Origin of the sequence: Pseudomonas sp. 3HC3 (genome assembly GCF_044904505.1) — a bacterium.
GTDB classification, from domain to species: Bacteria; Pseudomonadota; Gammaproteobacteria; order Pseudomonadales; family Pseudomonadaceae; genus Aquipseudomonas; species Aquipseudomonas putida_Y.
Genome location: NZ_JADDRH010000003.1, coordinates 23442 through 44195, shown reverse-complemented (window position 1 = coordinate 44195; position 20754 = coordinate 23442). Strand labels below are relative to the sequence as shown.

Annotated in this window: 22 protein-coding genes and 1 riboswitch; of the genes, 18 read left to right on the top strand and 4 right to left on the bottom strand. The window is 63.8% G+C overall.

The genetic code is table 11. From position 1 onward, the window contains the following. Positions 1-56: 56 nt before the first annotated feature. The 3 genes from relA (at position 57) to INQ47_RS07310 (ending at position 3821) form a co-directional block, all read left to right on the top strand. Positions 57-2297, top strand: coding sequence for a GTP diphosphokinase (gene relA, locus INQ47_RS07320; protein WP_021782534.1), 2241 nt, complete (start codon positions 57-59; stop codon positions 2295-2297). A gap of 124 nt (positions 2298-2421) precedes the next feature. After that, positions 2422-3255: a nucleoside triphosphate pyrophosphohydrolase gene (gene mazG / locus INQ47_RS07315; RefSeq protein WP_252459417.1), complete on the top strand. Its 834-nt coding sequence runs from the start codon at positions 2422-2424 to the stop codon at positions 3253-3255. A 26-nt stretch (positions 3256-3281) separates the two neighbouring features. Beyond that, positions 3282-3821, top strand: coding sequence for a DUF2058 domain-containing protein (locus INQ47_RS07310; protein ID WP_252459416.1), 540 nt, complete (start codon positions 3282-3284; stop codon positions 3819-3821). A gap of 45 nt (positions 3822-3866) precedes the next feature. On the opposite strand, the gene INQ47_RS07305 is transcribed toward INQ47_RS07310, so the two are convergent. The 4 genes from INQ47_RS07305 to purM form a co-directional block, all read right to left on the bottom strand. After that, positions 3867-4049: a hypothetical protein gene (locus tag INQ47_RS07305; protein ID WP_003252431.1), complete on the bottom strand. Its 183-nt coding sequence runs from the start codon at positions 4047-4049 to the stop codon at positions 3867-3869. Positions 4050-4249: 200 nt separating this feature from the next. Further along, positions 4250-4960, bottom strand: a complete 711-nt coding sequence (locus INQ47_RS07300) for a DUF3108 domain-containing protein (protein ID WP_252459413.1) — start codon at positions 4958-4960, stop codon at positions 4250-4252. Positions 4961-4968: 8 nt separating this feature from the next. After that, entirely contained in the window at positions 4969-5622 is a 654-nt protein-coding gene (purN, locus tag INQ47_RS07295) for a phosphoribosylglycinamide formyltransferase (RefSeq protein WP_252459412.1), read from the bottom strand. Next, positions 5622-6680, bottom strand: a complete 1059-nt coding sequence (gene purM / locus INQ47_RS07290) for a phosphoribosylformylglycinamidine cyclo-ligase (RefSeq protein ID WP_003252437.1) — start codon at positions 6678-6680, stop codon at positions 5622-5624. The genes purN and purM overlap by 1 nt, the downstream gene beginning before the upstream one ends. Positions 6681-7049: 369 nt before the next feature. Here purM and INQ47_RS07285 point away from each other — a divergent pair, with 369 nt between their 5' ends. The 15 genes from INQ47_RS07285 (at position 7050) to INQ47_RS07215 (ending at position 20747) form a co-directional block, all read left to right on the top strand. Next, on the top strand, positions 7050-8117 hold the full coding sequence (locus tag INQ47_RS07285) for a DUF2066 domain-containing protein (RefSeq protein ID WP_404701420.1): 1068 nt from the start codon (positions 7050-7052) through the stop codon (positions 8115-8117). Positions 8118-8129: 12 nt separating this feature from the next. Then, positions 8130-9203 carry an AI-2E family transporter gene (locus INQ47_RS07280; RefSeq protein WP_252459410.1) on the top strand — a complete coding sequence of 358 codons (1074 nt, stop codon included), beginning with the start codon at positions 8130-8132 and terminating at the stop codon, positions 9201-9203. A gap of 179 nt (positions 9204-9382) precedes the next feature. After that, entirely contained in the window at positions 9383-10090 is a 708-nt protein-coding gene (hda, locus tag INQ47_RS07275; protein ID WP_003252443.1) for a DnaA regulatory inactivator Hda, read from the top strand. A gap of 127 nt (positions 10091-10217) precedes the next feature. Further along, positions 10218-10856, top strand: a complete 639-nt coding sequence (locus INQ47_RS07270; RefSeq protein ID WP_021782522.1) for a C40 family peptidase — start codon at positions 10218-10220, stop codon at positions 10854-10856. 140 nt (positions 10857-10996) lie between these two features. Beyond that, positions 10997-11530, top strand: a complete 534-nt coding sequence (locus INQ47_RS07265; RefSeq protein ID WP_252459409.1) for a C40 family peptidase — start codon at positions 10997-10999, stop codon at positions 11528-11530. 122 nt (positions 11531-11652) lie between these two features. Then, positions 11653-11874: riboswitch (cobalamin riboswitch) on the top strand. 119 nt (positions 11875-11993) lie between these two features. Next, a complete protein-coding gene (cobO, locus tag INQ47_RS07260; protein ID WP_014754250.1) occupies positions 11994-12605 on the top strand; it encodes a cob(I)yrinic acid a,c-diamide adenosyltransferase in 612 nt (203 codons plus the stop codon). Then, positions 12602-13897, top strand: a complete 1296-nt coding sequence (locus INQ47_RS07255) for a cobyrinate a,c-diamide synthase (protein ID WP_404701419.1) — start codon at positions 12602-12604, stop codon at positions 13895-13897. The genes cobO and INQ47_RS07255 overlap by 4 nt, the downstream gene beginning before the upstream one ends. Then, the gene (bluB, locus tag INQ47_RS07250) at positions 13894-14544 is read left to right on the top strand and encodes a 5,6-dimethylbenzimidazole synthase (RefSeq protein WP_252459407.1); all 651 of its coding nucleotides are present in this window, start codon (positions 13894-13896) and stop codon (positions 14542-14544) included. Before INQ47_RS07255 ends, bluB begins: the two co-directional genes overlap by 4 nt. Further along, a complete protein-coding gene (gene cbiB, locus INQ47_RS07245; RefSeq protein ID WP_252459406.1) occupies positions 14541-15449 on the top strand; it encodes an adenosylcobinamide-phosphate synthase CbiB in 909 nt (302 codons plus the stop codon). Before bluB ends, cbiB begins: the two co-directional genes overlap by 4 nt. After that, a complete protein-coding gene (gene cobD / locus INQ47_RS07240; protein WP_404701530.1) occupies positions 15442-16434 on the top strand; it encodes a threonine-phosphate decarboxylase CobD in 993 nt (330 codons plus the stop codon). The genes cbiB and cobD overlap by 8 nt, the downstream gene beginning before the upstream one ends. Beyond that, a complete protein-coding gene (locus INQ47_RS07235; RefSeq protein WP_404701418.1) occupies positions 16431-17885 on the top strand; it encodes a cobyric acid synthase in 1455 nt (484 codons plus the stop codon). Before cobD ends, INQ47_RS07235 begins: the two co-directional genes overlap by 4 nt. Position 17886: 1 nt before the next feature. After that, positions 17887-18408: a bifunctional adenosylcobinamide kinase/adenosylcobinamide-phosphate guanylyltransferase gene (gene cobU / locus INQ47_RS07230; protein ID WP_404701417.1), complete on the top strand. Its 522-nt coding sequence runs from the start codon at positions 17887-17889 to the stop codon at positions 18406-18408. Further along, complete coding sequence (cobT, locus tag INQ47_RS07225) at positions 18405-19460, top strand: nicotinate-nucleotide--dimethylbenzimidazole phosphoribosyltransferase (RefSeq protein ID WP_404701416.1); 1056 nt, start codon at positions 18405-18407, stop codon at positions 19458-19460. The genes cobU and cobT overlap by 4 nt, the downstream gene beginning before the upstream one ends. After that, positions 19457-20023, top strand: a complete 567-nt coding sequence (locus INQ47_RS07220) for a histidine phosphatase family protein (RefSeq protein ID WP_021782514.1) — start codon at positions 19457-19459, stop codon at positions 20021-20023. The genes cobT and INQ47_RS07220 overlap by 4 nt, the downstream gene beginning before the upstream one ends. Position 20024: 1 nt before the next feature. Further along, the gene (locus tag INQ47_RS07215) at positions 20025-20747 is read left to right on the top strand and encodes an adenosylcobinamide-GDP ribazoletransferase (RefSeq protein WP_404701415.1); all 723 of its coding nucleotides are present in this window, start codon (positions 20025-20027) and stop codon (positions 20745-20747) included. Positions 20748-20754 lie beyond the last annotated feature (7 nt).

Sequence of the window (20754 nt, the reverse complement as noted above, 5' to 3'; positions counted from 1 at the left end):
GCACGGTGATCGCCAGCACACCCGTATGGTGTGCTGCATGGAAAGGTAAAACAAAGATGGTACAGGTGAGAGTGCACCAGCCGGTCAACACAGACGGCAGTATCAATCTCGAAGCATGGTTGGACCATGTGGTAAGCGTCGATTCGGCACTGGATCGCGCAGCGCTGAAAGAAGCCTGCGAGTTTGCTCTTGAGGTAGAGAAAAAGGGCAACCCGGCCAAGCATTCCTGGGCGGATGGTACGTCCAGCTTCCAGGCTGGCCTGGAAATCGCCGAAATTCTGGCTGACCTCAAGCTCGACCAGGACTCCCTGGTGGCTGCGGTCATCTACCGTTCGGTGCGCGAGGGCAAGGTCACCCTCGCCGAGGTCAGCCAGTGTTTTGGCCCGGTGGTGTCCAAGCTGATCGACGGCGTGCTGCGCATGGCCGCCATCAGTGCCAGCCTCAGCCCGCGACAGTCGCTGGTGCTGGGCTCGCAGGCGCAGGTCGAGAACCTGCGCAAGATGCTGGTGGCCATGGTCGACGACGTGCGCGTGGCACTGATCAAGCTGGCCGAACGCACGTGCGCAATCCGTGCGGTCAAGTCCGCCGACGACGAGAAACGCCTGCGCGTCGCGCGTGAAGTGTTCGACATCTATGCGCCGCTCGCGCACCGCTTGGGTATCGGTCACATCAAGTGGGAGCTGGAAGACCTCTCCTTCCGCTACCTGGAGCCCGACCAGTACAAGCAGATCGCCAAGCTGTTGCATGAGCGGCGGCTGGACCGCGAGCGCTTCATCAGCGACGTGATGACCCAGCTGCAGAACGAGTTGCTCGCCACTGGCGTAAATGCCGACATCAGTGGGCGGGCGAAACATATCTATTCGATCTGGCGCAAGATGCAGCGCAAAGGCCTGGAGTTCAGCCAGATCTACGACGTGCGTGCGGTGCGCGTGCTGGTGCCGGAAATCCGCGACTGCTACACCGCGCTGGGCATCGTGCACACCTTGTGGCGGCATATTCCCAAGGAGTTCGACGACTACATCGCCAACCCCAAGGAGAACGGCTACCGCTCGTTGCACACTGCGGTAATCGGCCCCGAGGGCAAGGTGCTGGAGGTGCAGATCCGCACCCACGGCATGCATGAAGAGGCCGAACTTGGGGTATGTGCGCACTGGCGCTACAAGGGCACCGACGTCAAGCCCAGCTCCAACCACTACGAAGAGAAGATTTCCTGGTTGCGCCAGGTGCTGGAATGGCACGAAGAGCTGGGCGACATCGGTGGCCTGGCCGAGCAGTTGCGGGTCGACATCGAGCCTGACCGGGTTTATGTGTTCACGCCCGACGGCCACGCCATCGACCTGCCCAAGGGCGCCACGCCACTGGACTTCGCTTACCGCGTGCACACCGAGATCGGCCACAACTGCCGCGGCGCCAAGATCAACGGCCGTATCGTGCCGCTGAACTACAGCCTGCAGACTGGCGAGCAGGTGGAGATCATCACCAGCAAGCACGGCAACCCCAGCCGTGACTGGTTGAACTCCAACCTGGGCTACGTCACCACCTCGCGGGCGCGGGCCAAGATCGTCCACTGGTTCAAGCTGCAGGCTCGCGACCAGAACGTTGCAGCCGGCAAGACCTTGCTTGAGCGCGAGCTCAGTCGTCTGGGCCTGCCGCAGGTTGATTTCGAGCGTTTGGCCGAGAAGACCAACGTCAAGACTGCCGAGGACATGTTTGCCGCGCTCGGTGCTGGTGACTTGCGCCTGGCTCATCTGGTCAACGCTGCCCAGCAGTTGCTGGAGCCCGAGCGTATCGAGCAGATCGAACTGGTGCCGCGCAAGCCTACCGGGCCGCGTACCGGCAAGCGTGGCGACATTCAGATCCAGGGTGTCGGCAATCTGCTGACACAAATGGCCGGCTGCTGCCAGCCGCTACCGGGCGATGCCATTGTCGGTTACATCACCCAGGGCCGTGGCGTGAGCATTCATCGCCAGGACTGCGCCTCGGTACTGCAGCTGGCGGGCAAGGAGCCAGAGCGCATGATCCAGGTGAGCTGGGGGCCGATCCCGGTGCAGACCTACCCGGTCGACATCGTCATCCGTGCCTACGATCGCCCGGGTCTGCTGCGCGATGTGTCGCAGGTGCTGTTGAACGAGAAGATCAACGTGCTGGCGGTGAACACCCGTTCGAACAAGGAAGACAACACCGCGCTGATGTCGCTGACCATCGAGATCCCCGGCCTGGACGCGCTGGGACGCCTGCTGGGGCGGATCTCGCAGTTGCCGAACATCATCGAGACGCGGCGTAATCGTACCCCTTGAGACCGTGGCGCCAGCTTCGCGGGCTTGCCCGCTCCCACAGGATGGATGCAGGTTTCGAAATCTGCACCGTACCTGTGGGAGCGGGCAAGCCCGCGAAGAGGCCACCACCGAAGGACCTGCCTGTATGACCTACACCCTTGACGACCTGCTGCATCTCATGGCCCGCCTGCGCGACCCGCAGTACGGCTGCCCGTGGGACCTGAAGCAGAACTACGCCAGCATCGTCCCGCACACCCTCGAAGAGGCCTACGAGGTCGCCGACGCCATCGAACGCGGCGATTTCGAGCACCTGCAAGGTGAGCTGGGCGACTTGCTGTTCCAGGTGGTCTATTACAGCCAGCTGGCCCGGGAGGAGGGGCGTTTCGAGTTCGATGGCGTGGTCGACAGCATCACCCGCAAGCTTATCCGCCGCCACCCGCATGTATTCCCCACTGGCGAGCTGTACGCGCCGGTGGATACCCCCGCCTTGAGCGATGCCCAGGTCAAGTCGCGGTGGGAAGAAATCAAGGCCGAAGAGCGCGCGGAAAAAAGCCAGCCTGAACAGCTTTCGCTACTCGACGACGTTCCGGCAGCCTTGCCGGCGCTGTCGCGGGCAGCCAAACTGCAAAAGCGCGCGGCCACGGTCGGTTTCGACTGGCCAGCGGCCTTGCCGGTGCTGGACAAGGTCCGCGAAGAGCTTGATGAAGTGCTGCAGGCCATGGCCGACGGTGATGTCGATGCCCTTGAAGATGAAGTGGGTGATCTGCTGTTCGCCGCCGTCAACCTGGCACGCCACCTTCAGCAGGACCCGGAGCATGCCCTGCGCCGCGCCAATCGCAAGTTCGAACGACGTTTCCGTTTTATCGAACAGGCATTGCGCGACAGTGGCCGCCCCATTGAAGATTGTGACCTTGACGAGCTGGATGCCCTTTGGGGGGAAGCCAAACGTCAGGAAAAGAACCTGCCCAGCTGCGGCTGAGCTGTTGCATAAGTGAGTGAGTATTCATGAGCCTTTCCCTTCGCGACCAATTGCTCAAAGCCGGTCTGGTCAACCAGAAACAGGTCTCGCAGACCAACAAAGCTGAAAAGAAACAGAAGCGCATGGAGCACAAAGGCCAGGTCGAAGTCGACGACAGCCAGCAGCGCATGGCCAAGGAAGCCATGGCTGAAAAAGCCAGGCGTGACCAGGAACTGAACCGCCAGCAGCAGGAAAAGGCCGAGCAGAAGGCCCGTGCCGCGCAGGTCAAGCAACTGATCGAGGCCACTCGCCTGCCCAAGCTGAACACCGAGGATTACTACAACTTCGTCGACGACAAGAAGGTCAAGCGCATTGCCGTCAACGCCCTCATGCGTACCAAGCTGAGCAATGGTGCACTGGCCGTGGTAGCCCATGCCGGTGGTTACGAGGTTATCCCCCGTGAGGCCGCATTGAAGATCCAGGAACGCGACCCCGACCGTATTCTGCTGCTCAACAGCCATGTCGAGGAAGCGGACGAAGACGACCCGTACGCGGCTTACAAGATTCCTGATGATCTGATGTGGTAAACACGAAAACCCCGCCTTGGCGGGGTTTTCCCTTTGAAGGTTGGGTCATTGCGTGGCGCGCTGGTTTTCCAGGTCTTCAAGTTCTACGCGGTATTGGTGTGCTTCGTGTTCATTATGGAACATGCCCACCAGTTGGCCTTGTTGGTACACATCCCAGATCCGCACGCCAGCGGCCAGGCCTTCGTGGGACATTCTCGATTCGTCGCGTTCGGTTACTTGGACAGTCATCGGTAAACTCCACTTCTTCAAGATGGCTGCGACAGTGTGTCGCACACCTTCTTTATAGAGTTTGTTAGCAGACTAAGTAAGTAAAACAGGCATGAAACAAGTTTCATGAAGCTGGGAGGTATGTTGCCTGGGCGGGTCTCTTCGCAGCAAAGAAAAGCCCCGCACTGGGCGGGGCTTCAGGTGTTGCAGGCAGTGCCGGATCAGTTGCCCTTCACCGGCTTGCCATCGACCGTGCCATCCTGCAGCACGATCACGTACTCCTTGCCATCGGTCTCCACCTGGCGCAGTTGCACCAGCAGGTAGTCCCAGTTCTTGGCAAACCACAGCTCGGTGATGCGCTTGCTCTGGCTTGGATCGCGCACGCGCTCGACCTTCACTGCATCGACCTGGCCGGTCTTGGTGGTGACCTTTTCGGTGCCCAGCACGCGGAAGTCGTAGGTGTCGATCTCATCGCCGTCGACCACCTGGTAGGTCATGCTCTTCTTGCCAGCGGCTACGTCGTGCTGCAGGGCCAATTGGTAGGAGGACTTGTCCAGTACACCGCGGTTCAGTGGCAGGCTGACGGCATCGCCACGGTCACTGCCGGTGACCTTCTTGGTGCTCCAGTCGAAGTTCAGGTCGACCTTCTTGGCCTTGCCCAGGCCGCCACGCTCGAAGTGGTACTTCTGCGGCAGCAGGGTGTCGTTCTCCAGGCGCAGGGTGCTTTGCTCGGTCAGGCTGGCGATCATCATGGAAGCCTTGAAGTTAAGGTCCCAGGTACCGTTGCCATTTTTGACCAGGCTGCGCTCGGCGGTGCCGCTCATGGGCAGTTGCTTCCAGTCGGCGGTGTAGCTGGCCGAGAAGGGCTTCAGATCAGCTGCCTGGAGGGGCAGGGCGAGCACGGCGAGAGCCAAGAGCAGGGCGCGACGCATAAGTTCTCCTAGGATCGAATCAAGTGACCGCTGGCCGCCAGTGGCTGGCCGTCCAGTAATGCACCCTGTTCGCCAAGACGCAAGCGCCCTTCAGCGAACCAGCGCACCGCCAGTGGGTAGATCAGGTGTTCCTGATGGTGTACCCGCTGTGCCAGGCTTTCGACGGTGTCGTCAGACGCCACCGGTACCACAGCCTGTACGACCAGTGGGCCGCCATCGAGTTCCTCAGTCACGAAGTGTACGCTGCAGCCATGCTCGGCGTCGCCAGCTTCCAATGCCCGGCGATGAGTATGCAGGCCCTTGTACTTGGGCAGCAGCGACGGGTGAATGTTGAGCAGGCGGCCCTGATAGTGGCGCACAAAGTCGCCACTGAGGATGCGCATGAAACCGGCCAGCACCACCAGGTCCGGGGCAAAGCCGTCGATGCGCGCCATCAGCGCGGCATCGAAGGCTTCACGGCCGTCGAACTGGGTGTGGTCGAGCACGACGCTGTCGATGCCGGCCGTTGCAGCACGCTGCAGGCCAAAGGCATCGGCGCGGTTGGAAACCACCGCGCGGATACGCACCGGGCTGTCCTGCCCTTGGCAGCTGTCGATCAGGGCTTGCAGGTTGCTGCCGGAGCCCGACAGCAGTACCACTACATTGCAGGTCTTGCTCGGCATCAGTGTGCCTTGAGGTTCTGCAGCTCGACCTGGGCAGCGCCTTCGGCGGCTTCGGCGATGTGGCCGATGACCCAGGGTTGCTCACCGGCGGCGCGCAGTTCATTCAGGGCGGCTTCGACCTGGTCCTGAGCCACGCAGATGACCATGCCCACACCGCAGTTCAGTACGCGGTGCATTTCGTGCTCGTCTACGTTGCCTTTTTCCTGCAGGAAGTCGAACACCGCTGGGCGCTGCCAGCTGGCCACGTCAACCACGGCCTGGGCGTTTTTCGGCAGTACGCGCGGGATGTTGTCCAGCAGGCCGCCGCCGGTGATGTGGGCCATGGCCTTGACTGCGCCGGTGTTCTTGATCAACTGCAGCAGCGGTTTGACATAGATGCGGGTCGGCGCCATCAGCAGGTCGGTCAGCGGCTTGCCGTCCAGCTGGGTGTTCTCGATATCGGTAGCCGACACTTCGAGGATCTTGCGGATCAGCGAGTAGCCGTTAGAGTGCGGGCCCGAGGACGGCAGGGCGATCAGCGCGTCGCCGGTGGCAACCTTGGAGCCGTCGATGATTTCGGCCTTTTCCACCACGCCTACGCAGAAACCGGCCAGGTCGTAGTCTTCGCCTTCGTACATGCCTGGCATTTCGGCGGTTTCACCACCGACCAGCGAGCAGCCGGCCAGTTCGCAACCGGCGCCGATGCCGGTGACCACGGTGGCGGCCACGTCAACGTTCAGCTTGCCAGTGGCATAGTAGTCGAGGAAGAACAGCGGCTCGGCGCCGCAGACGACCAGGTCGTTGACGCACATGGCGACCAGGTCCTGGCCAATGCTGTCGTGCTTGTTCAGGTTCAGTGCCAGGCGCAGCTTGGTGCCGACGCCGTCGGTTCCGGAGACCAGCACCGGCTGCTTGTAGCCGGCCGGGATCTCGCAGAGGGCGCCGAAGCCACCCAGGCCACCCATGACTTCAGGGCGTGCGGTGCGTTTTGCCACGCCCTTGATGCGTTCGACCAGTGCTTCGCCGGCGTCGATGTCTACACCGGCGTCCTTGTAGCTCAGGGAGGGTTGCTTGCTCATTGATCCAGGCCTTTAGGAGGGAGGGATTCTTAAAAACGACCATGACGGCCAAGGCCGGCTGGTAAGCGGCGGCGGTCTGAAACGTCAGTGGTCTGTGAAGGCGCGCGATTTTATCAGGGTTGCCGGGCAGCGGCCATCCTCAGGCCGACGGGCAGGGCATGAAAAAGATAATTAGTTGGGGCGTTCGCCTTGAGGGAACAGCGATGCGCCGCGCGGGCGGTGCGCGATCTCACCGGCGCGGCACTGCTCAACGCGAACACCGGTAAGACCCGACAACACCCGCAAGCAATCTTTCACGCCCCGCGGCTGGTTACCTGGCGCCCCCGTGTATAAGGTATAGGCATTGCGGTAACTGGACAGGAATCCTCCATGCGTTTGTTCAATATTCTGGCAGCCGGTTGCCTGGCCCTGATCTCGGCCACTGCCCTGGCTGAAAATGTCTCAGGCCTCTATCAGGTGCGCGAGCCGGTCACCGGGCCGGGCGCCGAAGCCCGTACCGAGGCCACAGCCAAAGCTCTGGACACGTTGGTGCAGCGTCTGACCGGTGACTCAAAGGCAGTGCAAAGCCCCGCGTTGGCCGAGCTGCGCAAGGACCCTCGGCAAATCATCAATCAGGTCGGCAGCGAAGCCGGCCCGCCCGAGTCGGTGGTGGTCGAGTTCGACCCTGGTAGCACCGAGCGGGCTTTGCGCAAGGCTGGCCTGGCCCTGTGGGGCAGTAACCGGCCCTCGATACTGGGGTGGTGGTTGAACGACAGTGTTGAGGGCAGCAGCCTGGTCGGTGATGGCCAGACCAGTGCCCAACCCCTGCGCCGCGCCGCTCAGCACCGTGGTCTGCCGCTGCGCTTGCCGCTGGCCGACCTGCAGGAGCAACTGGTCGCCAATGCCAAGCAGATCGAGGGCAGCGACCCGACGCCGCTGCGCGAAGCATCCGAGCGCTACGGTGCTGATGCTTTGCTGGCAGTACATGCCCAGGAAGCCGACGGCAAGTGGCAGGGCAAGTGGCAGTTGTGGCTGGGCGACCAGCGTGAGCAGGGCAATGCCGAGGGTGCCGATCAGGCAGCCTTGGCTGACGCGGTGATGCTGGCGGTGAGCAGCCGTCTGGCGCCGCGCTACGTTACCCGGCCGGGTGCCAGCAGCCAATTACAGGTGCAAGTGCAGGGCATGAACCTGCAGCGCTACGCCGAACTGGCCCGCGTGCTGGAGCCCTACGGCCCACACTTGCAGGCGGCCGAAGGCACTACCTTGACCTACGGCGTTACTGGCAATCGTGAACAGTTGCGTGCCCAGCTTGGCCTGGCCAAGCTGCAGGAAGTGCCCGTAGAGCAGGCGCCCGCGGTGCCGGCCATGCCAGCACCGGCAGTGCACGCCGCTGCCGGGCAGTCCGTACCTGCGCAGCCAGCACCCAAGCCGTTCGACGGCTTGCGTTTTCGCTGGTAAGGGGCGCTCGCCGTGACCGACATGCGTCGCTGGATCTGGCTGGGCGCTGCGCTGCTGATCGCTGTGCTGCTTTATAGCCTGCACAGCATCCTTACGCCGTTCCTGGTCGGCATTATGCTGGCCTACCTGGCTGACCCGCTGGTCGATCGCCTCGAGCGCCTGGGGCTATCGCGTACCTGGGGTGTGGTAGTGGTGTTCGGCCTGTTCACCCTGGTGCTGTTGGCCTTGTTGCTGGTGCTTGTGCCGATGTTGGCCAAGCAGTTGGTGCGCCTGTACGAATTGGTGCCGCAGATGCTTGACTGGCTTGAGCATGTAGCGCTGCCGTGGGTACAGGCCCGCCTTGGCCTGGCAGATGGTTTCTGGAAATTCGACAAGATCAAGGCTGCCATCGGCGCGCACATGGGGCAGACCACCGATATCGTCGGCATGCTGCTGTCCCATGCCACCGCCTCCAGCCTGGCGTTGGTGGCCTGGCTGGCCAACATGGTGCTGATCCCGGTAGTGGGCTTCTATCTGCTGCGCGATTGGGACCTGATGATGGGCAAGCTGCGCGGCCTGCTGCCGCGCCAGCGCGAGCCGCAAGTGATGGGCCTGGCAGGTGAATGCCATGAAGTGCTGGGCGCATTCGTGCGCGGGCAACTGATGGTGATGCTGGCTCTGGGTGTCATCTATTCTGCCGGCCTTATGCTGGTGGGGCTCGAACTCGGTCTGTTGATCGGCATGCTCGCAGGCCTTGCGGCCATCGTGCCGTACATGGGCTTCATCATTGGCATTGGTGCTGCGCTGGTGGCTGGCCTGTTCCAGTTCGGTGGCGACCTGTACCCGATGTTGGGCATCGTTGCCGTGTTCATGGTCGGGCAGGCACTGGAGGGTATGGTGCTGACCCCGCTGCTGGTGGGTGATCGCATCGGTCTGCACCCGGTTGCGGTGATCTTTGCCATCCTCGCCGGTGGCGAACTGTTCGGCTTTACTGGCGTACTGCTGGCGCTACCGGTGGCGGCGGTGATCATGGTGCTGCTGCGGCATGTGCATGCTCTGTACAAGGAATCGGATATGTACGCCGGGAATATAGACCCGGAGCTTTGAACGCCACGCGTTTTGTCTTGGGCCTTTTCGCGCCCGCATCCGCCGTTCGCTTGCACAGCGCAACTTGTTGATTTTGCTTGCCCTATCCGCAGTCGAGATTGTGCGCCCCGCGTTGCGGGTATAGACTTTGCACATTGTTCACCAAAGGCCCCCTGCGGTCCTGTCGACCGCCCGCGAGCATGAAACCACCGATCCAGTTGCCCCTGGGTGTGCGCCTGCGCGATGACGCCACCTTCATCAACTACTATCCGGGCGCCAATGCTGCGGCATTGGGTTACGTCGAGCGGCTATGCGAAGCCGACGCCGGCTGGACCGAGAGCCTTATCTACCTGTGGGGCAAGCAGGGTGTTGGCCGTTCCCACCTGCTGCAGGCTGCCACCCATCGCTTCCAGCAACGCGGCGAGCCCGCTGTCTACCTACCGTTGGCGCAATTGCTCGATCGTGGCGTAGAGCTGCTCGACTACCTGGCTCAGTACGAACTGGTGTGCATCGACGATCTGCATGTGATCGCCGGCAAGGCCGATTGGGAAGAGGCCATGTTCCACCTGTTCAACCGCCTGCGCGACAGCGGCCGACGCTTGCTGCTGGCAGCCTCGGCATCACCGCGCGAGCTGCCGATCAAGCTGCCGGACCTGAAGTCGCGCTTGACCCTTGCCCTGGTGTTCCAGATGCGCGGCCTGTCCGACGAAGACAAGCTGCGTGCCTTGCAGCTACGTGCTTCGCGCCGTGGCCTGCACCTCACCGACGAAGTCGGCCATTTCATCCTTACCCGCGGCGCGCGGAGCATGAGCGCGTTGTTCGACTTGCTCGAGCGTCTCGACCAGGCCTCATTGCAGGCACAACGCAAGCTCACCATTCCTTTTCTCAAGGAAACCCTCGGCTGGTAACCCCCTGAAAACACTGGGCCAGAGCGGTAGAACAAAAAAGTCACATCTTTTTCGATAAAATTTGCAAATGGCCATGATAGAGGGCATAGTTTCACCCTTCTAAAGGATTACAGACACGGTCGTGCCCATGCTGAAGCGCTTCGCACCCCTCGTGCCACTCGCACTCGTGACCCTGCTTTTTGGCTGTGCGGCCCAAGGCCCGGTATCTCAGCCCCAGGATCACACCCCGGTCACCGCACAATCGGCAATCAAGGCCAAAGCCTCTCCCTCGGCGGTATTCGGCGAGCCGGAAGAGCTCGCCACCGAAGATGACCTGGCGTCTTTCTCCGGCAGCAAGCCTTACCAATTGCCCGTTCTGGCTGACAGCATTCTCGAGCGCGGCATGTCGTTGATCGGCACCCGCTACCGCTTCGGTGGTACCTCGGAAAAGTCCGGCTTCGACTGCAGTGGCTTCATCGGTTACCTGTTCCGCGAAGAGGCGGGCATGACGCTGCCGCGCTCCACGCGTGAAATGATCAAGGTCGATGCGCCTAAAGTGGCCCGCAACAAACTCAAGCCAGGTGACTTGCTGTTCTTCAGCACCAATGGCCGCGGCCGGGTGAGCCATGCCGGTATCTACCTGGGTGACAACCAGTTCATCCACTCCAGCAGCCGCCGCAGCGGTGGTGTGCGCATCGACAACCTCGGTGATCGCTACTGGAGCAAGACCTTCATTGAAGCCAAGCGAGCCTTGGCCATGGCGCCGACCAACATCGCGCGCAACTGATATCAAAATGATGTACCCTGCCGCGGCGGTGATGCTTTGAAAAAAAGCACACCGCCGTGCGCATTTACAGAAAGCGTCTAATCTAAATTCTCAACTCTTTTCGGCTGCAGCGCAGCGGTCTCAGACAGGATGTTCTGGCCATGGTAAAGATGGCGCGCTTCGCATTTCTCTCCTTGGCAGCCTTGCTGGCTGCATGCTCCAGCCGTGCGCCTGCGCCGGCCCCGGTGGTACAGCCGCAGGTTACCTATAGCCAGCCCAATCCTTCGCCGGTTGCCGATGACGTGCTGATTCGTGCCATTGGTCTGGTTGGCACGCCTTATCGTTGGGGTGGCAATACGCCGGACTCCGGCTTCGACTGCAGCGGCCTGATCAAATATGTGTACCGTGATGCTGCCGGCATCAGTCTGCCGCGCTCTACACGAGAGATGATCGTCATGCGCGCACCGACGGTGGATGCCAGTTCACTGCAGTCCGGTGACCTGGTGTTCTTCGCCACCAGTGGCGGCTCGCAGGTCAGCCATGCCGGCATCTATGTAGGGGACGGGCGCTTCGTGCATGCGCCCTCCACGGGTGGCACTGTACGCCTGGACTACCTCTCCAACAGCTACTGGGCCAAGGCCTACCTGCAGGCCAAGCGGGTGATTCCGCAAGGGCATCTGGCGCAGAACCCCTGATATCCATGCCTGTTCAGCGGCCCTGTTGAGTTCGGGGCCGCTAGCGGCTGCCGACATTCATGTTGCTTTGCTCACCCGCCAAGTCACCCGCTTCGATTGACGCTCCCGGTGCAACCCTCTAACCTTCGCGGCGTGTTTCAGGTGCCCTGCCAGCCCCGACTGGGCAGGGTGAAACTGGGAAGCCGGTGGGCGCCAGCATGGCGCGATTCCGGCGCTGCCCCCGCAACGGTAGATGAGTAAAAGGCCGCGCAGGGCCACTGGATGCCAGCATCCGGGAAGGCGCGCAGGCCAGGGCAAAGGCCCACTCACAAGCCCGGAGACCGGCCTGATACTGCCAACGGCATCACGGAGGGTGATGCGCGGTGCACCGTGGCGCCCTGCCATGGCCTCTGCGCGTTCTCCGTTTGCCTGCCAATTACCTGTCGCCGCGCGTTGCCGTGGTGCCAGCCAGCGGAGAACCCTGATGAGCGAATCCACCGAACGCGACGAACGCCACCTGGCGCGCATGCAGCGCAAGAAGGCGGTCATCGACGAACGCATCGCCAATTCCCCTAACGAGTGTGGCCTGCTGCTGGTGTTGACCGGCAATGGCAAGGGCAAGAGCAGTTCGGCCTTCGGCATGCTCGCGCGCGCCTTGGGCCATGGCATGCAATGCGGTGTGGTGCAGTTCATCAAAGGGCGCAACAGCACCGGCGAGGAGCTGTTCTTCCGTCGCTTCCCCGAACAGGTGCGCTATCACGTGATGGGCGAGGGCTTTACCTGGGAAACCCAGGACCGCCAGCGTGACATCGCTGCTGCGCAAGCCGCCTGGGCGGTGTCGCGCCAGTTGCTGCAGGACCCAGGTGTACAGTTTGTGGTGCTGGACGAGCTCAACATCGCCCTCAAGCATGGTTACCTCGACCTGGACCAGGTACTGTCCGACATTCAGGCCCGCCCGCCCATGCAGCATGTGATTGTCACTGGCCGCGCTGCGAAGCCCGAGATGATCGAACTGGCTGATACCGTGACCGAAATGGGCATGCTCAAGCACGCCTTCCAGGCTGGTATCCGCGCGCAGAAAGGCGTCGAACTGTGAGTCGATCGCGCCACTGTCCCGCCGTGTTGATCGCGGCACCGGCCTCTGGCCAGGGCAAGACTACTGTCACTGCTGCACTGGCCCGCCTGCACCGTAACCTCGGGCGCAAGGTGCGGGTGTTCAAGTGCGGGCCCGACTTTCTTGACCCGATGATTCTCGAACGGGCCAGTGGCGCGCCGGTGTATCAGCTGGACCTGTGGATGATCGGTGCCGAGGAAAGCCGTCGCCTGCTGTGGGAGGCTGCCGGCGAGGCTGACCTGATCCTCATCGAAGGGGTGATGGGGCTGTTCGACGGCACCCCATCTAGCGCCGACTTGGCACGCCACTTTGGCGTGCCGGTGCTGGCGGTGATCGATGGCACGGCCATGGCTCAGACCTTCGGCGCCCTGGCTCTGGGCCTGGCGCGTTACCAGGCCGATCTGCCGTTCGCTGGCGTGCTGGCCAATCGGGTAGGCAGCCTGCGCCATGCGCAACTGCTGGAAGGCAGCCTGACCGAAGGCTTGCGCTGGTATGGCGGCTTGTCCCGTGAGCGCGGCATCGAACTGCCTAGCCGTCACCTGGGCCTGGTGCAGGCCAGCGAGCTGAATGACCTGGATACCCGCCTGGACGCTGCCGCCGAAGCGCTGGGCGCCAGTTGCGATGCGGCGTTGCCGCCGCCAGTAAGCTTTGCCGAGCCCGAACCGCAAGCCTGCGTTGCCTCGCTGGCCGGTGTGCGCATTGGCGTGGCGCGGGACGAAGCGTTCGCCTTCACGTATGGCGCTAACCTAGACCTGCTGCGCAACCTTGGTGCCCAACTGGTGTTCTTCTCGCCGCTGCACGACCGCGAACTGCCGGCAGTAGACAGCCTGTATCTGCCGGGTGGTTATCCAGAGCTGCATCACCATGCGCTGGCCGCCAACGCACCGATGTGCGAAGCGATCCGCGCCCACCATGCGCAGGGCAAGCCATTGCTGGCCGAGTGCGGTGGCATGCTGTACCTGCTCGATGCCCTGACTGACGTGGCCGGTGAACGTGCCGAACTGCTCGGCCTGCTGCCGGGTGAGGCGACCATGCAGAAGCGCCTGGCCGCCCTGGCGCTGCAGGCGGTGGAGCTGCCGGAGGGGACCTTGCGCGGTCACACCTATCACCATTCGCTGACCAGTACTGCGCTGGAACCGATTGCCCGCGGTCTGAGCCCCAACGGCGGGCGTGGCAACGAGGCGGTTTATCGTCTGGGCCGGCTGACGGCCTCTTACGTGCACTTCTATTTCCCTTCCTGCCCGGATGCGGCGGCGGCGCTGTTGCGACCATGAATGATCACGCCTATAGCGACGCCGAGCGCGCCGCAATCTACCGGGCCATCGGCGAGCGCCGCGACATGCGCCATTTCGTCGGTGGCCAGGTAGCGCCCGAGCTGCTTGGCCGCTTGCTGGCCGCCGCGCATCAGGCGCCCAGCGTAGGGCTTATGCAACCGTGGCGATTTATCCGTATCACCCGGCGTGACCTGCGCGGGCGTATCCAGGCCTTGGTGGAGGCGGAGCGGATACGCACGGCCGAGGCATTGGGCGAGCGATCCGATGCCTTCATGAAGCTGAAGGTGGAGGGCATAAACGATTGCGCCGAGCTGCTGGTGGCGGCCTTGATGGACAACCGCGAACCACACATCTTCGGCCGCCGCACCCTGCCGGAGATGGACCTGGCCTCGCTGGCCTGTGCCATCCAGAACCTGTGGCTGGCCGCGCGTGGCGAAGGGCTGGGCATGGGCTGGGTGTCGCTGTTCGACCCGCAGGCGCTGGCCGCGCTGCTGGGCATGCCCGCCGGTGCCAAGCCGGTGGCGGTACTGTGCCTTGGGCCGGTCGCCGAGTTCTACCCGGTGCCGATGTTGGTGCAGGAAAACTGGGCTGAAGAGCGGCCGCTGAGTGAAATGCTTTACGAAAACCAATGGGGAGAGCGTCAATGAGCGTGGCCTTGCTGACCGTGGCCGGGGTGGCCCTGGACGCGTTGCTGGGCGAACCACAGCGCCGCCACCCCTTGGTGGCCTTCGGCAATATGGCTGGCAACCTTGAGCGCCGCCTGAACGCTGGCGGGCGCGGCTGGCGTAGCCACGGCGTGAGTGCGTGGTTTCTGGCGGTGGTGCCGCTGACCCTGGTGGCGCTGGTCCTTTCGTGGCTGCCGTATATCGGCTGGCTGGTTGACGTACTGGCGCTTTACTGCGCCGTGGGGCTGCGCAGCCTGGGCGAGCATGTGCTGCCGGTGGCCAACGCTTTGCGCCAGGGCGATCTGGCGGAGGCGCGGCGCCGGGTTGGCTACCTGGTCAGCCGCGAAACGCGCGAACTGGACGAGCCAGCGGTGGCCCGAGCGGCCACCGAGTCGGTGCTGGAGAACGGCAGCGATGCCGTGTTCGCCGCGTTGTTCTGGTTTGTGGTGGCCGGTGCGCCCGGCGTGGTGCTGTACCGCCTTAGCAACACGCTGGATGCCATGTGGGGCTACCGTAACGAACGTTTCGAGCGCTTTGGCTGGTGCGCGGCGCGCATCGACGATGTGCTCAACTATATACCTGCAAGGCTGGTGGCCCTGACTTATGCCCTGTTGGGCAAAACCCGTCTGGCCCTGGCCTGCTGGCGCAAACAGGGCCCGCTGTGGGACAGCCCCAACGCCGGGCCGGTGATGGCTGCCGGCGCCGGTGCGCTGGGCGTGGAGCTGGGTGGCCCGGCGGTGTACCACGGCGAGCTGCATGAGCGGCCGCGCCTGGGCGAGGGGCCAGTGGCCGATGCCGATGCCATCGAGCGCGGCTGGCAGCTGGTGCAGCGCGGCGTGTGGCTGTGGCTGCTGGTGATTTGCCTGGGGGCCTATGTCAATGCTTGAACATGGTGGCCGCCTACTACGCGCGGTGCAGCAATACGGTATCCCCCGTGAGCAGTGGCTCGACTTGTCCAGCGGCATTGCGCCCTGGCCATTCCCGATCCCGCCGATTCCCGTCGACGCCTGGGCCCGCCTGCCGGAAACCGAGGACGGCCTGGAGGACGCCGCGCGCGCGTATTACGGCGCCCTCCAGTTGCTGCCGGTCGCCGGCTCCCAGGCCGCGATCCAGGCCTTGCCGCTGCTGCGAACAGCCGCCCGGGTCGGCGTACTGACGCCGTGCTATGCCGAACACCCCTATGCCTGGCAACGGGCGGGGCACCAACTGCTGGCGCTGGAGGAAGCGCAAGTTGAGGCTGCACTCGACGGCCTCGATGTGCTGGTGCTGGTGAACCCCAACAACCCGACCGGCCACCGGGTATCGCGCGAACGCCTGCTGGCTTGGCATGCTCGCCTGGTTGCTCGCGGTGGCTGGCTGCTGGTCGACGAAGCATTCATGGACAACACCCCGGCGGACAGCGTGGTGGACTGCGCCGAACGCCCGGGACTGATCGTGCTGCGTTCGTTTGGCAAGTTCTTCGGCCTGGCCGGCGTGCGCCTGGGCTTCGTTGCCGCCGAACGCAGCTTGCTGCTGCGCCTGGCCGAGCTGCTCGGACCCTGGACCGTCAATGGCCCGACCCGTGTACTGGCCCAGGCCAGTCTGGCTGATCAAGCTGCCCAGCGCGCGCAGGCCGAACGCTGTGCTGCTGCCAGCCAGCGGCTTGCGCACGTGTTGCGCAGTGCCGGTCTGGCGCCCAGCGGTGGCTGCGACCTGTTCCAGTACGTGCGTAGCGAGCATGCTGCGCGGCTGCATGACTCTCTCGCCCGGCGCGGCATCCTTGTACGGCTGTTCGAACAGCCAGCGGCCGTGCGCCTGGGGCTGCCTGCCTGCGCCGCGGACGAACAGCGCCTGGCCCAGGCCTTGGCGGCTTATCAAAAGGAAACGGCATGACGACCCTCATGGTGCAAGGCACCACCTCCGACGCAGGCAAGAGCACACTGGTGACCGCGTTGTGCCGCTGGCTGTTGCGCCAGGGTGTCGCTGTGGTGCCATTCAAACCACAGAACATGGCGCTGAACAGCGCTGTGACGGCTGATGGCGGCGAAATCGGCCGTGCCCAGGCGGTGCAGGCCCAGGCCTGCCGGCTACAACCGCACACCGACATGAACCCGGTGCTGCTCAAGCCCAACAGCGACACCGGCGCCCAGGTCATCATCCACGGTCGTGCGGTCACCAGCATGAATGCAGTGGCCTACCACGACTACAAGACCACGGCCATGCAGGCTGTGCTGGCTTCTCACCAGCGCCTGAGTGCCGCGTACCCGGTGGTCATGGTCGAGGGCGCGGGCTCGCCGGCTGAGATCAACCTGCGTGCCGGCGATATCGCCAACATGGGCTTTGCCGAAGCGGTGGATTGCCCGGTGATCCTGGTGGCCGACATCAACCGCGGTGGAGTGTTCGCCCATCTGGTGGGCACGCTGGAATTGCTGTCGCCCACTGAACAGGCGCGGGTCAAAGGCTTTGTCATCAACCGCTTCCGTGGCGATATCGCCCTGCTGCAGCCAGGGCTGGACTGGCTGGAGCAACGCACCGGCAAACCGGTGCTGGGCGTCCTGCCTTACGTTACTGACCTGCACCTGGAAGCCGAAGACGGCATCGATGTGCGCCAGGGCGTCAAGCACGAGCGTGTGCTCAAGGTGATCGTGCCAGTGCTGCCGCGTATCAGTAACCACACCGACTTCGACCCGCTGCGCCTGCACCCGCAGGTGGACTTGCAGTTCATCGGCCCGGGCCAGCCGATTCCGGCTGCCGACCTCATCATTTTGCCGGGTTCCAAGAGCGTGCGCGGCGATCTGGCACAACTGCGCGAGCGCGGTTGGGACAAGGCTATCGAGCGGCACCTGCGCTATGGCGGCAAGCTGATCGGTATCTGCGGTGGCCTGCAGATGCTGGGGCGCGAAGTGCATGACCCGCTGGGGCTGGAGGGGGCCGCAGGCTCAAGCCAGGGGCTCGGCCTGCTCGACTATGCCACGGTGCTCGAAGCCGAGAAGCAACTGCGCAATGTGGCCGGCACGCTGAGCCTTGAAGCGGCAACGGTAACCGGTTACGAAATTCATGCTGGCGTGACCACCGGGCCTGCGCTGGCGCAACCCGCGGTCCAACTGGCTGATGGCCGCCATGATGGTGCTGTCAGTGCCGATGGCCAGATGCTCGCCACCTACCTGCATGGCCTGTTCGAAGGCAGCCAGTCGTGTGCCGCGCTATTGCGCTGGGCCGGGCTGGAGGATGTGCAGGTTATCGACTACGAAGCGTTGCGCGAACACGACATCGAGCGCCTGGCCGATCTGGTGGAAAAGCACCTGGACACCGCACAATTGCGCCAGCTGTGTGGGGTGGCCTGATATGCGTAACCTGATCCTCGGTGGTGCCCGGTCTGGCAAAAGCCGCCTGGCTGAACAGTTGGCCATGGCCAGCGGCTTGCCGGTGACCTACATCGCCACCAGCCAGCCGCTGGATGGTGAAATGAACGAACGTGTGTTGCTGCATCGCCAGCGTCGGCCGGATGACTGGGGGTTGATCGAAGAGCCCTTGGCCCTGGCTGCGGTACTGCGCGCCGAGGCGGCCGAAGGGCGCTGCCTGCTGGTGGATTGTCTGACCCTGTGGCTGACCAATTTGTTGATGCTGGAAGATGACCAGCGCCTGGCCGAGGAGCGTGATGCCCTGTTGGCGTGCCTGGAACAGTTACCTGGCACCCTTATCCTGGTCAGTAACGAAACCGGCCTGGGCGTGGTGCCCATGGGCGAGCTGACCCGGCGCTATGTCGATCTGGCCGGCTGGTTGCACCAGGCCGTGGCCGAACGCTGTCAGCGTGTCGTGCTGACCGTGGCCGGCCTGCCCCTAATCCTCAAAGGACCTGCACTATGACCCAAGCCTGGTGGCGTGACGCCTGCCAACCCCTCGATAACGCCGCCATGGGCCAGGCTCGCGCCCGTCAGCAGCAACTGACCAAACCTGCTGGCTCGCTTGGCCAACTTGAAGAGCTGGCCATTCAGCTGGCTGGCCTTCAGGGGCTTGAACGACCAACGCTGGATAAGGCAGCCATCACCATTTTTGCCGGTGACCACGGCGTGGTCGAAGAGGGCATCTCGGCCTATCCGCAGGCGGTGACCGGGCAGATGCTGCGTAACTTCGTCGGCGGGGGCGCGGCGATCAGTGTGCTGGCGCGGCAGCTGCAGGCCAGCCTGGACGTGGTCGACCTGGGCACCATTGACGCGCAGCTGGAGCTGCCCGGCGTGCGCCATCTACGTCTGGGCACCGGTACTGCCAACTTTGCCCGCCAGCCCGCGATGACCGCAAACCAGCTGCAAGCGGCCTTGCAGGCGGGCCGCGACAGTGCCCAGCGCGCTGCCGAACAGGGCGCACAGCTGTTCATCGGTGGTGAGATGGGCATTGGTAACACCACCGCCGCCGCAGCCTTGGCCAGTGTTCTGCTAGGGTGCCCGGCGTCGGCGCTGAGCGGCCCGGGTACCGGCCTGGACAACGCCGGGGTGCAGCACAAGGCCGAAGTCATCGAGAGGGCGCTGCGCCTGCATGGCTTGTGCGCTGAAGACCCGTTGCAGGCTCTGGCGTGTGTTGGCGGTTTCGAGATCGCGGCGTTGGCCGGTGCCTACCTCGGTTGCGCGCAGGCGGGTGTCGCGGTGCTGGTGGATGGCTTTATCTGCAGTGTCGCTGCGCTCGTGGCAGTGCGCCTCAACCCGCAGTGTCGGGCCTGGTTGTTGTTCGCTCACCAGGGCGCTGAGCCCGGCCACAAGACCTTGCTTGCTGCGCTGCAAGCCGAACCCTTGCTGGCCTTGGGCTTGCGTCTGGGTGAGGGCAGTGGCGCTGCCCTGGCGGTGCCGCTGTTGCGCCTGGCCTGTGCGCTGCATGGGCAGATGGCGACCTTTGCCGAGGCCGCGGTGGCGGACCGCCCGGCATGATCCTCGACTTGCTGCGCCATGGTGAAACGGAACAAGGCGGCCTGCGTGGCAGCCTTGATGATGCCTTGACCGACAAGGGCTGGCTGCAGATGCGCCGCGCCGTGGCCGACGCCGGTCCATGGCAGGTGCTGGTCAGTTCGCCGCTGCAGCGCTGCGGGCGTTTTGCCGATGAGCTGGGTGCGCAATTGAAACTGCCAGTGCAGCGTGAGCCCGCCCTGCAGGAACTGCACTTCGGTGATTGGGAGGGCCAAACTGCGGCGCAGATCATGGAGCACCAGGCCGATGCACTGGGGCGTTTCTGGGCCGACCCTTACGCCTTCACACCGCCCAATGGCGAACCGGTCGAGGCGTTTGCCGAACGGGTGCTGGCGGCGGTCGAGCGTTTGCGCCTGCAACATGCCGGCAAGCGCGTGCTGCTGGTGACCCATGGCGGCGTGATGCGGCTGTTACTGGCCCGTGCCCGTGGCTTGCCCAGGGAGCAGTTGCTGCAGGTCGAGGTCGGCCATGGCGCGTTGATGCGGCTGGCGGCAGGTGATGACGGGCAACTGGTCGAGGCACCCTGAGATGTTGCCGTTCTGGATCGCCTTGCAGTTTCTCAGCAGCCTGCCGGTTAGCCTGCCGGGCATGCCGGCACCGCGTGAGGTGGGGCGTTCGCTGCTGTACTACCCGCTGGTCGGGCTGCTGTTCGGCTTGCTCCTGTGGTTGGCCAGCCATCTGCTTCAGGGCACGCCGCCGCCGCTGCACGCGGCTTTGCTGCTGACGTTGTGGGTACTGCTCAGTGGTGCCTTGCACCTGGATGGCCTGGCGGACAGTGCCGACGCCTGGCTAGGTGGTTTCGGCGACCGTGAACGCACCTTGCTGATCATGAAAGACCCGCGCAGTGGGCCGATAGCCGTGGTCACCCTGGTCTTGGTGTTGCTGCTGAAGTTTTGCGCATTGTGGGTGCTGGTCGGGCAGGGCGTCGGGGTGCAATTGCTGCTGGCGCCGTTGATCGGGCGGGCGGCGATGTTGGGCCTGTTCCTTGGCACACCTTATGTGCGACCGGGCGGGTTGGGCCAGACGTTGGCCGAACATATGCCCCGACGCGCAGCCGGCTGGGTGTTGCTGGTTTGTGTGCTGTTCTGCCTGTTCCTGGGCGGATGGAGCGTGGTGCTGGCGCTGGCGGTGTTTGCCTGGTTGCGGCATCTGATGTGCCGGCGCCTGGGCGGGACCACCGGGGATACCGCGGGCGCGTTGCTGGAGTTGCTGGAGCTGGCCGTGGTGCTCGGGTTGGCGCTGGGGCTTTGAGCGCTTG